The organism is Pseudotamlana agarivorans (genome assembly GCF_001642835.1).
In the GTDB taxonomy this organism is placed as follows: domain Bacteria; phylum Bacteroidota; class Bacteroidia; order Flavobacteriales; family Flavobacteriaceae; genus Pseudotamlana; species Pseudotamlana agarivorans.
The window spans coordinates 96,503-110,318 of record NZ_LXEI01000009.1; the positions used below are offsets into that span (position 1 = coordinate 96,503).

Annotated in this window: 13 protein-coding genes; 5 read left to right on the top strand and 8 right to left on the bottom strand. The window is 32.9% G+C overall.

Annotation, left to right across the window (positions count from 1 at the left end; all coding sequences use genetic code 11):
• Positions 1-10: 10 nt before the first annotated feature.
• Genes A6I66_RS10970 through A6I66_RS10985 form a run of 4 tightly spaced genes read right to left on the bottom strand, consistent with a single transcriptional unit; the run spans position 11 to position 3,151 of the window.
• Positions 11-880, bottom strand: coding sequence for a nucleoside phosphorylase (locus A6I66_RS10970; protein ID WP_067149197.1), 870 nt, complete (start codon positions 878-880; stop codon positions 11-13).
• The gene (locus A6I66_RS10975; protein ID WP_067149200.1) at positions 870-1,811 is read right to left on the bottom strand and encodes a DUF1835 domain-containing protein; all 942 of its coding nucleotides are present in this window, start codon (positions 1,809-1,811) and stop codon (positions 870-872) included. The genes A6I66_RS10970 and A6I66_RS10975 overlap by 11 nt, the downstream gene beginning before the upstream one ends.
• Before the next feature lie 3 nt (positions 1,812-1,814).
• Positions 1,815-2,144 carry a translation initiation factor gene (locus tag A6I66_RS10980; protein ID WP_067149203.1) on the bottom strand — a complete coding sequence of 110 codons (330 nt, stop codon included), beginning with the start codon at positions 2,142-2,144 and terminating at the stop codon, positions 1,815-1,817.
• Positions 2,145-2,203: 59 nt separating this feature from the next.
• Positions 2,204-3,151: an isopenicillin N synthase family dioxygenase gene (locus A6I66_RS10985; RefSeq protein WP_067149206.1), complete on the bottom strand. Its 948-nt coding sequence runs from the start codon at positions 3,149-3,151 to the stop codon at positions 2,204-2,206.
• A gap of 161 nt (positions 3,152-3,312) precedes the next feature.
• Between A6I66_RS10985 and A6I66_RS10990 the strand changes: the two genes are divergently transcribed.
• Positions 3,313-5,289 carry an alpha-ketoacid dehydrogenase subunit alpha/beta gene (locus A6I66_RS10990; RefSeq protein WP_067149209.1) on the top strand — a complete coding sequence of 659 codons (1,977 nt, stop codon included), beginning with the start codon at positions 3,313-3,315 and terminating at the stop codon, positions 5,287-5,289.
• 179 nt (positions 5,290-5,468) lie between these two features.
• Entirely contained in the window at positions 5,469-6,125 is a 657-nt protein-coding gene (locus A6I66_RS10995; RefSeq protein WP_067149423.1) for a hypothetical protein, read from the top strand.
• Between the two features lie 98 nt (positions 6,126-6,223).
• Here the strand turns inward: A6I66_RS10995 and A6I66_RS11000 are convergent, their stop codons facing one another.
• The 3 genes from A6I66_RS11000 to A6I66_RS11010 are packed head-to-tail and all read right to left on the bottom strand — an operon-like array spanning position 6,224 to position 8,441.
• Positions 6,224-7,471, bottom strand: a complete 1,248-nt coding sequence (locus A6I66_RS11000) for a mechanosensitive ion channel family protein (RefSeq protein WP_067149212.1) — start codon at positions 7,469-7,471, stop codon at positions 6,224-6,226.
• Entirely contained in the window at positions 7,468-7,764 is a 297-nt protein-coding gene (locus A6I66_RS11005) for a DUF3817 domain-containing protein (protein ID WP_067149216.1), read from the bottom strand. The genes A6I66_RS11000 and A6I66_RS11005 overlap by 4 nt, the downstream gene beginning before the upstream one ends.
• 59 nt (positions 7,765-7,823) lie before the next feature.
• The gene (locus A6I66_RS11010; RefSeq protein WP_067149219.1) at positions 7,824-8,441 is read right to left on the bottom strand and encodes a YqaA family protein; all 618 of its coding nucleotides are present in this window, start codon (positions 8,439-8,441) and stop codon (positions 7,824-7,826) included.
• 190 nt (positions 8,442-8,631) lie between these two features.
• Here A6I66_RS11010 and A6I66_RS11015 point away from each other — a divergent pair, with 190 nt between their 5' ends.
• The gene (locus tag A6I66_RS11015; protein WP_245683455.1) at positions 8,632-9,891 is read left to right on the top strand and encodes an OprO/OprP family phosphate-selective porin; all 1,260 of its coding nucleotides are present in this window, start codon (positions 8,632-8,634) and stop codon (positions 9,889-9,891) included.
• A gap of 1,023 nt (positions 9,892-10,914) precedes the next feature.
• Here the strand turns inward: A6I66_RS11015 and A6I66_RS11020 are convergent.
• A complete protein-coding gene (locus A6I66_RS11020) occupies positions 10,915-11,262 on the bottom strand; it encodes a hypothetical protein (RefSeq protein ID WP_067149223.1) in 348 nt (115 codons plus the stop codon).
• A 229-nt stretch (positions 11,263-11,491) separates the two neighbouring features.
• Here A6I66_RS11020 and A6I66_RS11025 point away from each other — a divergent pair, with 229 nt between their 5' ends.
• Together A6I66_RS11025 and A6I66_RS11030 are read left to right on the top strand one after the other, a co-directional pair.
• A complete protein-coding gene (locus tag A6I66_RS11025) occupies positions 11,492-12,040 on the top strand; it encodes a hypothetical protein (RefSeq protein ID WP_067149226.1) in 549 nt (182 codons plus the stop codon).
• A 62-nt stretch (positions 12,041-12,102) separates the two neighbouring features.
• Entirely contained in the window at positions 12,103-13,812 is a 1,710-nt protein-coding gene (locus tag A6I66_RS11030; RefSeq protein WP_067149228.1) for a tetratricopeptide repeat-containing sensor histidine kinase, read from the top strand.
• The last annotated feature ends 4 nt before the right edge of the window (positions 13,813-13,816 follow it).

Consider the following 13,816-nt stretch of genomic DNA (forward strand, 5'->3'; position numbering starts at 1 on the left):
CAGGATAAAACTATTCTACAAGTTTATTTAAAGTGTAACTAATTAATTTTTCTATAGCCGCTAAAGGATTTTTACTGAAAGTACCATTCGCACGATTGGCTATTATGGCGTTTAAAGATAAGGCATCATGGCCTAGTAATTTTGACAAGCCATAGATGGCTGAGGTTTCCATTTCAAAATTAGAAATTACAACACCATTAAAGTTAAAATTATCCATTTTGGCATTTAAATCGGGATCTTGAATATCTAATCTTAACACACGACCTTGTGGACCATAAAAACCACCTGCTGTAGCCGTTAATCCTTTATGGATTAAGTCACTTTCTAGTTTCTTTTCTAGGATTTCACTACCACGAATAATTATGGGTGTCGCTTTATGAGAACTCCAGTTGGTGTGTTTAATAAAGGCCTTTTCGATATCTGGATTTGCAATATGATCTATTTGATAGGCACGTAGTAATCCATTAATATCTAAACCATGCGTACTTAAAACAAAAGCATCAACCGGAATATTGTCTTGAAGCGATCCTGAGGTACCAATTCTAATAATGTCAAGCTTAGTAAGCGATTCTTTAACCTGTCTGGTTTTAAAGTCGATGTTTACCAGAGCATCCAATTCATTCAAGACAATATCAATATTATCGGGACCAATTCCCGTAGATAACACGGTGATACGTTTTCCTTTATAGGTGCCTGTATGGGTTTTAAACTCACGCTTCTGAGTTGTAAATTCGATATGATCAAAATGTTTTGATATTTTTTCTACACGATTTTGATCACCCACTAATAAAACGGTATGCGCAATATTTTCAGGTTTTAAATTCAAATGATATATACTACCATCTGGATTCAGAATCAGTTCAGACTCTTTAATCGTCATAATGCACAGATTTTATAAGTTTATTTTCCGATCGACTAAAATAGAATGCTGCTTTTTTAACACCGCCATACATCATGTGGTTTTCAATTTTATCAGCACAATTAAGCTGATTTTCAAGGGCCAAATAGCCATCTCTATTCAGTTCAATATGATCTTTTTTAATAGTATATAAAACCTCCAATTCATCAATAATCCTAGAGAGTTGAAGATCGCCATAACCAAAAAAGCCTTGATAATTTAGAATATAACCTAACAGGTGATTTTTAGAAGTAATTTTGTTTTTATGAATGATTTCAAGAATGTTCTTTTCCAGGTCATTTAAACCTGAAACTGAATCTGGAAAACGCTCTAAATGGGCTTTTAAGCAATTGCTTAGATAATTAAACGATGAACTTTTTACAATGAGTGGTTTTAATAAATTATGATCGACACCACAATAAATACTCCACACATTTCGTGCAAGTTCTAAATCTTCTTCGGTAAGGCGTACCTTATTTTTATAATGTGCTAGAAGTTGTTCCGAACTAAGTTCTGAAAGGCCTTTTAAAGTTTTACTACCTTTTACACGGCCGCTACAGACCAAATAGACGGGCAGTTTCAACTTTTTTTGTTTTAGCAGACTTATAATGGCTACCATGTTAAGGTGACAAAATAAATCGTATTCGAACCACAATACAATTTCAGAATAATCATCGGGATGATTAAGTTTTTCTAATTCACTTTTAATAAGATCATTATCTACTTCAACATCATAAAAGTCTTTAAAATGTACTCTACGCAACTCTAAAAATTCTTCTGAAAAAACCTTTTCAGTAGTAGGACCTTCACATAACATCGCCTGCCATGTTAGAAATTCACCTTCAACTTTCAACTCATTTAAAAAGTTGGTTAAAACAGAACCATTGGTAATGTGAAGTATCTTCTTTTCCATAAATTAACCGCCTACGCGTTTTACGTTAAATCCTTTTTTCTTAAGCATTTGCATGATTTTATCACGGTAATCTCCCTGAATGATAATTTTATCATCTTTAAAACTACCACCAACACTAAGCTTGGTTTTTATTTCCTTGGCTAATATTTTAAAATCCTCAGTAGCACCGGTGTAACCTTCTAAAATGGTAATAGGTTTACCTTTACGCTTCTCGTATTTACATAAAATAGGATCGTCCTGCATCCAGATATTATCATCACTATTTGTAGTGTCTTCTGGAGTTTCTTCAATGTGATCTGGAAATAAATTTTTTAATTGATCTTGTAAATCCATTTTCTATTTTTTAATAGGGTATAAGGTAGTTTTTTTAGAATGCTTTTTCAGGAAGCTAATTATTTTATCAAGCCCAATTCAATTAAACGCTCTCTTAAAAACTCGCCAGCAGTAATATCTTCAAAAGCTTTTGGGTTTTCGGCATCCACGCAATCCTCTAGGACATCTAATTTCATAGCGCTTATGGGGTGCATGAAAAAAGGAATGGAATAACGTGAAGTTCCCCAAAGTTCTTTTGGCGGATTGATAACACGGTGTATGGTGGATTTTAATTTGTTATTAGTATGTCTTGACAGCATATCACCAACATTAATCATCAGTTCATCAGGCTCTGCAATAGCATCAATCCATTCGCCTTTATGATTTTGAACTTGTAAACCACGCCCTTGAGCTCCCATTAATAAGGTAATTAAATTGATGTCGCCATGAGCCGCGGCACGTACCGCATCTTTAGGTTCTTCGCTAATAGGAGGGTAGTGAATAGGTCTTAGAATAGAGTTTCCATTATGGATGTATTGGTCGAAATAGGTTTCTTCTAAATTGAGATGAATCGCTAATGCACGCAATACATATTTGGCGGTTTTTTCAAGCATTTGATAAGCTTCTTTTCCTGTTGAATTAAAACCAGGAAGCTCTTCAACCATAACATTATCAGGGTATTCAGCCTTCAATGCATCATCGTCCTCAACATATTGCCCAAAATGCCAAAACTCTTTTAAATCCCCTTCTTTTTTACCTTTGGCACTCTCTTTTCCAAAAGATACATAACCACGTTGTCCACCAATTTCAGGAATTTCGTATTTCTGTTTGGTTTCAATAGGTAAGTCAAAAAAGTTTTTAATTTCTTTGTAAAGATTTTCTTCAAGTTCTTGGTTTAAAAAATGACCTTTTAAAGCCACAAAACCAATCTCTTCATAAGCTTTACCAATAGCATTTACAAAATTTTGTTTTTTGGCAGCGTCATTAGAAATAAAATCTTTTAAATCGACACTCGGAATCCTATTCATGAGTTTTATTTTATGATGTGTATTTAAACAAATGTAAGAAAAACATTGAAAAATTCAGGCTCGCTTTTGAGACTTAAAACCCTTAGAAAGCAGTGCATTTTATGGTATCTTTGATTTGCTTAAAAATAGTAATTTAAAACACTTTTAACGGTCGATTTGACATGCCATATCAAGCAGAACATCTCCATGAAAATGATTTAATAGCATTGTACAAAAACATGCTGTTTCCTAGAATGATAGAGGAAAAAATGCTGATTTTATTAAGACAGGGTAAAATTAGCAAATGGTTTTCGGGTATCGGGCAAGAAGCGATTTCAGTAGGCGTGACCATGGCTTTAAAGTCTGATGAGTATATTTTGCCTATGCACCGAAACTTAGGTGTATTTACAACTCGAAAAATACCGCTTAAACAATTAATTTCGCAGTGGAATGGTAAGGCTTCATGCTTTACAAAAGGGCGCGATCGCTCTTTTCATTTTGGTTCTCAAGCCCATAAGATTATTGGAATGATTTCACATTTAGGTCCGCAATTAGGCGTGGCCGATGGCATAGCATTAGCACATAAATTACAAAATAAAAATCGAATTACTGCGGTGTTTACTGGGGAAGGCGGTACGAGTGAAGGTGATTTTCATGAAGCTTTGAATGTCGCTTCGGTTTGGCAACTGCCTGTTATATTTTGTATTGAAAACAATGGCTACGGACTTTCAACACCTACCAACGAGCAATATAATTGTAAGGATTTAGCTGATAGGGCTATAGGTTATGGCATGGAATCACATATTATTGATGGCAATAATATTGTAGATGTTTTTACTAAAGTGAAAGCCATTGCCGAAAGTATTCGTCATAATCACAGACCTGTTTTAATCGAGTTTAAAACTTTTAGGATGCGTGGTCATGAGGAGTCTAGCGGAACCGATTATGTGCCAAACAGCCTTTTTGAAACATGGAAAACCAAAGATCCCATTGATAATTTTGAGCAGTTTTTGGAAAATAAATCTGTGCTTACGGAAGATTTAAAAAATGAAATTAAAACCGATTTCAGTCATATTATTAATGAAGCTATAGCGACTAGTTTTAAAGAAAGTGACATAACACCTAGTGAAAGTTTAGAATTAAATGATGTTTATCAACAATATAAATATCAAGAAGTTAGTGTTAAAAATAATTTTAACAACATAAGATTTATTGATGCTATTTCAGAAAGTTTAAAGCAAAGCATGGAGCGTCATGACAATCTCATAATGATGGGACAGGACATCGCTGAATATGGTGGGGCTTTTAAAATCAGCAAGGGTTTTGTTGAGCAGTTTGGAAAAGGCAGAATACGCAACACGCCCATTTGCGAATCCGCCATCATTGAAGCCGCTATGGGATTATCTATAGCCGGAATGAAAAGTGTTGTTGAAATGCAGTTTGGAGATTTTATTTCGTCAGGATTTAACCCCGTTGTAAATTTATTAGCAAAATCGCATTACCGATGGGGGCAAAATGCCGATGTGGTGATTAGAATGCCTTGCGGGGGTGATGTAGGCGCTGGACCTTTTCACTCACAAACCAACGAAGCATGGTTTACTAAAACTCCAGGATTAAAAGTGGTTTATCCAGCGTTTCCTTACGATGCCAAAGGCCTTCTTGCTACGGCCATTAACGATCCAAATCCCGTGTTGTTTTTCGAGCATAAAGCCCTTTATAGAACGATACAGCAAGATGTTCCAGAGGATTATTACACCTTACCTTTCGGCAAAGCATCAGTCGTAAGAAAAGGGGAGCATGTTACGATCATTTCTTATGGCGCAGGTGTACATTGGGTCTTAAATACTTTAGATAAACACCTAGACATCTCGGCAGATTTAATTGACTTAAGAACCCTTCAACCATTAGACACCGAAGCGATTTACGATTCTGTTAAAAAGACGGGGAAAGTCATTATTTTACAGGAAGATTCACTATTTGGAGGAATAGCGAGTGATATTTCCGCCTTAATTATGGAGCATTGTTTTGAGTTTTTAGATGCTCCAGTAAAACGCGTTGCGAGTTTAGAAACCCCTATACCTTTTACTAAAAATTTAGAAAATCAGTATTTACCTAAAGAACGTTTTGAAAAAGCTTTATTAGCACTACTAGCTTATTAATCCAATGCTCTTCATATAAAGCCTGAATACATACGAACCTTGTACCTAAACGCGTTATTTTCGGAATACTTATTGTTAAACATCTACTAAATATGAATGAGAACCTTTTGATTTTCAAAGAAAAAAATATCTTTGCTATCAATAACAGGCAAAATTCTCAAATAAAATACAGAAGATTAATGAAATCTTACATCTTATATCTCTTTGTGATTTTATTTTCACTATCTGCTTATTCTCAGATTGATAGTCGAAAAAAATCCTTTAATATTCCTGCTATTGAAGCCCCACAAGACACAAAAACTGAAACTCCGGAAATCAAGCCTGAGGAAAATTTAGATTTACCGAAACCAACACCTAATACACCTTTTCCAAAAAAGGAATTTTCGATGTTTGCAGAGGAGGAATTTGGAGATCCAGGTGAATTATACGTCGATAAAATCAATAAAACCCTAGATCATTTAAAGTTGAGTAAAGAAGAAATTGAACTTCGAAACGGCAGTACTGTCGATCAATATTTAGGAGATTTTAATAGCAATGGTAAATTTGTAAATGTAGTATACCGTGATCATGGTTACATGGACGGCGATATTATTCAGGTTCGTGTAAACGACGATGTTGTACATGCTAGAGTGTTTTTATCAAATTCATTTAAAGGATTTAAATTAGACTTAAAACCAGGAATAAATAAAATTGATTTTGTAGCTCTTAATCAAGGAGAATCTGGTCCTAATACCGCCGAATTTCGTGTTATTGACGACATGGGTAATGTAGTAACGCATAACCAATGGAATTTAGCTACTGGTGTTAAAGCTACGGTGATTGTAGTTAAAGAATAAGAATTTTGCTTGTTTATTCGTTTACATGTTTAGTTGTTTAATCGAAGAAACTTGTACCTTTAATTTAAAGTACCTTATAAAATCATTGAAATTGATTACTAAGCTTGTTTAAAACTAGAATCACTTGGTAGTTCAAACACTTCCAAACCAAAATAGGGTAGGGCCGCTATTAAGTGGTCGAAAATATCAGCCATGATGTATTCATAATTTGCCCAACGTTTATCGCTACTAAAAGCATAAATTTCTAAAGAAATACCTTGTGTGGATGGTGCTAATTGTCGCGCCATAATCATCATATCCTTATTTATAGCAGAATGGTTGTTTAAATACGAGTCGATGTATTTTCTAAACACGCCTAAATTGGTAAGATTTCGTCCATTAATCAACACCTCTTTATTGATTTGATTAGACGAGTTATATGAATCAATATCGCCTTGACGTGTTTCAAGATAATCGGTCAACAACTGTATTTTCTTTAAAGCTTCCACATCTTCAACAGACAAATACTTAACACCACTTTGCTTGATAATTAAAGAACGTTTAATGCGTCGGCCACCAGAAGTTGACATACCACGCCAGTTTTTAAACGAATCAGAAATTAGGGCATAAGGCGGAATGGTGGTGATGGTTTTATCAAAATTTTGCACTTTAACCGTAGCTAAATTGATTTCAATAACATCACCATCGGCACCATATTTTTCAACCGTGATCCAATCGCCAATACGTACCATATCGTTGATAGCCACTTGAATACTGGCAACAAAACCTAAAATAGTATCCTTGAAAACCAACAAAATTACAGCAGAAATAGCTCCCATACCTGTAATAAAGTTTATAAACGGAATACCGGTCATAATGGCAATTGCCGAAAATACACCAACGGTCCACGCAAAAATCATGAAAACCTGAATGTAGCTATCGATAGGTTTATCTCTTAATCGAGGTAAGGTTTTAAAATAATCTTTAACTGTATTTAAAACACTTCTAACCACCCAAAGCGTGAGAATAATAGCGAAAACTTGAAGCCCTTTTTCAATAATTATTTCGAAATCTGAAAAATCTTCAAAAATATCTGGAATAAATTCTAAGGCAATAATAAAGGGAATAATATGAGCGACGTTACGCGGCACTTTATTAGCGATTAATAAATCGTCGAAATTGGTTTTAGTACGACTTGATAACTGTGCAAAAGCTTGAATAATAATCTTCTTAATAATGAAATCTATTATGAAAATTATTATTAATAACCCTAGAAGAAAAACGAAGGCATTGATGTATTGCGCTAAGTTTTCATCTAAACCCATTGAAATTAAATAATCAAAAAAACGACGTTTTAAAATATTCATTTCGCGCTTAATTTTTTCAGGTACACTTTATCGATATAAAAAGTTCCGAAAGGGATCACTGAAGCAATTAATACGGTTAGGAATTGCTTGGTGTTCCAAGCAAATTCTTTTTTAAACATAAATGCAAAAGCAACATAGGCTACAAATAGTAAACCATGAGGCATACCTAGCATTTTAACATATTGCGGATCGTGATATAGATATTTTATTGGTGTTGCGATAAACAACAATAAAATATAGGAAACACCTTCTAATAAGGCAATAAGTCTGAAAATATTGATTGATGAAAACATGATATCTTTTTTAAATAATTTTATTAATTTTTGACCAATACCACACTAAATGTCAGCTATTACAAGGCGTGGAAAATAACCAATCCGTAGATTACAAATCGTAATAAGCGCAGTGAACCATAAAGGATTACCGCTCTAAATGGAAATTTAATAATTCCGGCAGCGATACATGATATTGAAAAGGGTAGTGGCAATAAAGCTCCAACAACAATTAAAAAACCACCCCATTTTCGGGAGTTTTTAAGTTGTTTTTCCATTTTAACTTCCAAGTAGTTATGCACCGAAGGTATTTTTGTAATGGTACGGCCCATCCAATACGCCAGTAATCCACCGACATAAGAGAGCACGGCTAAAAGTCCGAGAAAAAACCATGGACTATACATTTTTCCGGCCCAAGCAATAAAAATTTCGGGAGGTATAAGTCCTAAAAGGGTTTCAGACACGAAAAAGAAACTTAAAACACCCCAAGCAGGAAGAATTTCGGTAAGTTCGGTTAAAGCCTTGTTGATATCAAAAAAATGATTAATCACATAAACTAAAACAACGACACCAATAATAATGGGCAATGCTTTCTTAACGGCTTGCCAAACAAAATTATAAAACCCCGTATAGCTGTAATACTGATGTAATAGCTTAATACGAGACTTTTCACTTTTAGATTTCGAGCTGTTTTTCATGCTTTAAATTAAGATGCAAATATACAGTTAACTCTAATATTTACATAAATTAAACTGTACATTTATATGTGTTTTATGTTAAATGTTAATGACTATATATGTAACTTTGACGTATAAAATTGGATTACCTTTCTGTTTTCCAAACATTTATAATTGGACTATAAACACTGAGTTTTTTAAACAAAATATTTTGAATTTACGTTATACCAAAAAGTTAATGCAAATTAGAATTCCTGTTTTTCATCTAGGCACCCCAATAAAATTTATTCTACTTTTTATTATAATCTTTAATAACGCTTATTCCCAAGAGGTTAATAAGGATTCAATTTCATTAAAAAAGATTGAAATTGATTACACCAATAAAGGATTTCAATTTAAAACCACCGATAATAAACATTTACTTCATATTGAGTCCCGATTACAGTTTCGTTTTGCAACACCTGGAGACCAAAATCCATTAGATTACGATGATATATTTCCAACAAATAACGCCGTTTATAAAATTAATCGTGCGCGTTTAAAAATAGGGGGGCATGCCTTTCAACCTTATTTAAAATATTATTTTGAATACGAGTTATCTCAATCTAACTTGTTGGACTTTAGAATCATGTTTGAAAAATGGAAAGGTTTTAACATTAAAATTGGTCAGTGGAAAACTTATTATAATCGAGAACGCGTTATTTCGTCGGGTAAACAGCAAATGGTTGATCGTTCCATTATAAACCGTCCGTTTACTTTAGACCGCCAACAAGGGATTTCATTTTACGGACGATTATTTGAAGAAACCCCAGCCGATATCACTTACCATTTATCGCTTTTAACTGGAACGGGTAGAGGTTCTACAGAAAATGATGATAATAAAATGATGTATGTAGGACGCTTTCAGTGGAACTTATTAGGACGAGAAGTCTCCATGTCTGGTTCCGATTTAGAAAACTTACAGAAACCAGAAGCTTTAATCGCTTTTGCTGCAGCGACCAATACAAGTCCGTATACCAGATTTTCTCAAGCTGGTGGTGGTCAGTTGGAGGGTTTTGCTGAAGGTGTAGCTGGACAATATAAGGTGAATCAATTTATGATTGAAAGTGCATTTAAATACAAAGGGTTTTCATGGCAAAGTGAACTACATAGAAAAACTATTTTTGACAACATAAACCATACTGAAACCCATTTAAGTGGTTTGTATGTACAAGCCGGTTATTTTTTCTCAAATGTTTTTGATTTTATACCAAAGCCATTAGAAGTTGCAGGTAGATTTGCTAATTATAATCCGAACACAGAAATTCCAAAAGATTTAGAACAAGAATTCGGCTTGGCTATTAATTGGTTTTTTAATGGACACCGGAATAAATTAACCTCAGAGATTACTTATTTCCAAATTGACGATAATTCGCTTCTTGATCCTGCAGATGGTTTCCGTTTTCGAATCCAATGGGATATTTCATTTTAATTCATAAATCAAATAAATGAAGGATAGTAGATGGAGAACGAAATATTCTATTTTACATAATATAAATTATAGTACAAATGTGTTGTGTGATAAAAATGACGAATACTGTGTATTTAACATAATTATAGATATTATTAAGCGTTTAATTTTAATATTCTGTACAATTGTTCAACTTTTTTTAAATACGCGATTCTCAAGAAACATCGTAACTACAAATTTTATACTATAATTAGTCGTTATGTAAAATTGCCGCCTTCAAACGCTCGATTGTTTATTTAAAACATAATTGTTATTGCAATCATTTTTAAAATTCAATTATCCATCGCTTGCAGCCGCCAAAAAAAAGCTAGCTTTTAGATGTTATTGAAATTCTCTTAAACTTGAAAAATCCTGCTTTAATTTTTTTCAGAAGATTCTCGTTGACTTGCCACAAGAGTATAAAATTTTCCATCGCTCAAATCCTTGCTTTAAAATTTCTATACACTATGTTTATAGATATGATTTAAAGTTTGTCAACCATATTCTCTAAAGCATATTTGCTTAATTCTGGGATTGCATTAGTAAATACGCTAATTTTGTTTTAACTCGCTCAATAGTTGATTTATCTTTAACTTTCATCCTCAATTCAGATAATAATTTCGGATTTTACATAATTTTATAACGCAACAGCTTAGGCTTTCAATAACAATACATCTGTTATGTCACACCATTTAGGTGCTAATTAATAAAATTATGTTATAAATTCAGGAAGAGAAAACTATGTAACTTATTTATAGATAAGTATACTAAAAAATCCCAAAGAAACCGTTAATAGCAAAACCGGTTTTCTTCGGGATTCGTTAATAACTGTGTTTTTAAAAAATTTAATTAGCAATAATATTTAATCCCTTCAACACTTTTAAAAACACAAAAATCAAATAACTTCAAAGATTAGTGTAACACTACCTTCCTTTACATATTTATGTGAGAGACTTCTAAATATAAACCGCTGTAGGAAAGGAACGTTTCCATCTAAAAGTATTTTTATACTTTCTCAATGTGAACCAACACCCCTGGCCCTTTGTAAATATAGGCTTCGTTAGGAACTACTAAAAATTCATTAATTTTGTTTTTATCTGGATGAATTTTGAAGTATTTACCAGATGCTGTTATCGTACCATAATTACCATGAGTAATATTGATTTTTTGCGTGGGTAACCAACACATGGAATCCATAGAATTATAAACATAAAAATCTACTGGTTTTCCGGTATCGTTAAATATAATTGCAGATCCTTTTGATACTCCCGAAACTAACTTACCAATATCATTCATACAAATATTGTAAAAATCATTTACGTTTATGATGGCTTCTGAACTCAATGATTTCATAGTCTTATAATTTAAATTAACTCCTACTCCATTCTGGTTTACAGATAGCACCCTTCTTAACTTTGATTATATCAAACATACTGTACTTACAAGGCAATAAAAAAATAAATGTGTGAATGACCCAAAAACTTTAGTAAATGCACCCTTTTATCCAGTGAATAATTTTAACTGTAGATTCGTTAAATATTTCTATATATTTGAATACTTTAACCAAACCATATATAAATTTATGACACAGAAAACGGTTACTACTAAAGAAGTTGTATTAGATCTTGATTTAGATTTTCACGAACTAAAAGAAACCATTCAAAACACTTATATTGGAGAAGGCTCCCACCATAACCCTATATTGTTAGACTTTTTTGTAAAATGTAATTCAAAAGGCTTCTTTTTTAATCTTAAATGTGGTGAAAAAGTAGAGTTTAAAATAAACTTTTCTGGCAGCGATATTCAACCTAAATTACACTATTTAAAGTTTGTTAACCTAAGCAAGGCTTCTAAATCTTTTATGACTTTACAAGATTGGCAAGAATACATCATCTTTAAAAAAAATAACAAATATACCTCGGTAGCGCCAGATGGCGGGCTTTATGTAACGCCTAGAACTTATAAAGATAGTAACGAAGAATATTTTTTAGTTAAAAGTAAAGCAAAACCAGATTGTGACGTCAAAGGGTTATACCTTTACTACACCATTGTTTTATCCTTCGAAATTGATAATAAAGAATATTTTTTCAAAATAGATCCTTTTGTTAGAATTCACTCAAAAGACCACTGATTATTTAAGAGATGTATTGTAAACTAAAGTTCTTTTTTTGTTTTTTCCTTTGTCTATTGCATATGATATGCTACAGTCAGGATAGACAAAAATCGGATAGTTTACTTCATCTATTAAAAACAAAACAGCTCACAAAAAAAGAGCGCGCTGCATTATTAGAGTCAATTGCTTATTCCCACCCTAAATTAGATAGCGCGCTTTTTTATGCTGAAGAATCTTTAAAGATTTCTAAAGAAATTAACTCCAAAAAGTTACAGGCAGAAGCCTTAGAAAGTATTGGCATGCTTGAACAAGGGTTGGGTAATTATAGCAATGCCTTATCGGCTGCCTTTAATGCCTTAACCATATATGAAGCGCTTCATTTAACTGAAAATCAAGCTGCAGTACAAACACAAATTGCGACGGTTTATAGTGTTTTACATGAGTTTAATTCCTCTATTACCTATTTAAAAAAAGCTGCATCTATTTATAAACGTCTTAACGACCAATTAAGATATTCCCTTACCTTAATTAATCTTGGTGAAACTTACAGAATTAGCGGTTCCCTCGATCTTGCCGAAAGCACTTTATTGGAAGTCTTAGAGCTGAATCAAGACCTAGATAACGAGCCAGTTTTAGGGTATACTTCTGGAAATTTAGGCATGGTATATTCAGATAAAAATGAGTTTGATAAAGCCAAAGTAGCCTTAGAAAAAGGTATTGAAATCCTAAAAGTGTTAGAAGATGATTATTTCGTTTCTATTTGTCTTGCAGAACTGGGTGAAATCTATAACAAGGAAGGCAACAAAGAATTGGCCGAAAAACACCTTATTAATGCTTTTAATATAGCCGAAAAGGCAGGTTTAAAAGAACAAATACAAGATATTAGTAACACGCTAGTTTCATTTAATCAGGAAAAACAGGATTATAAAGCGGCTTTAAAATTTCAGAAAATATATCAAGTTTATCATGATAGCCTTGTAAATAAAGAAAACATAAAGAAAGTAGAACAACTTAAGGCTGGATACATTATTAATAAAAGAGAGCTTGAAATAGAACGTATTAATGTGATTAGTGCTAATAGAAAAAACATTGTTATTGGGCTTTCCATTGGCATTTTAATATTTATTCTTTTAAGTTATTGGTTGTTCATCTTATCTAAACGCCTGCGTATTGTTAATGTTGATTTATCTAAAAGAGAAAAAGACAAAGCTTTTCTACTTAAAGAATTGAATCATCGTGTTAAAAACAATTTGCAAATGGTAGCAAGCTTACTAAATTTGCAAAGCAGATCGCTAAGTGAAGATTCGGATAAAGAAATTATTGTTTCGGGAAAAAACAGAGTTGAAGCGCTATCTCTCGTGCATAGTAAGTTATATCAAGATGGTTTAGAAACAAAAATTGAATTAAAAGATTATGTTGAAGAGCTTGTTTTAAACCTGATTTATGGCTACGGTACAGAGTTAAAAACAAACTTTAATATTGAACATATTACTGTTGAAGTTGATAAAGCCATACCTATTGCTTTAATTATTAATGAAATTGTTACCAATGCCATTAAACATGCTTTTAAAGACAATCCCGACCCTAAGCTTGACATCTTGGCACATGCTAATGAAAAAGGCTTACACATTGAAGTAAAAGATAATGGTAAAGGATTTGGGCCTTCACAACGCAACAAAAAGAACTCACTAGGACTGCAATTAATTAACTCATTAATTGATCAGCTAGACGGAAATGTTACCGTTGAAAGCGATCATGGTACCTTGTGGAAAATAAATTTAGTAATTTAACTTT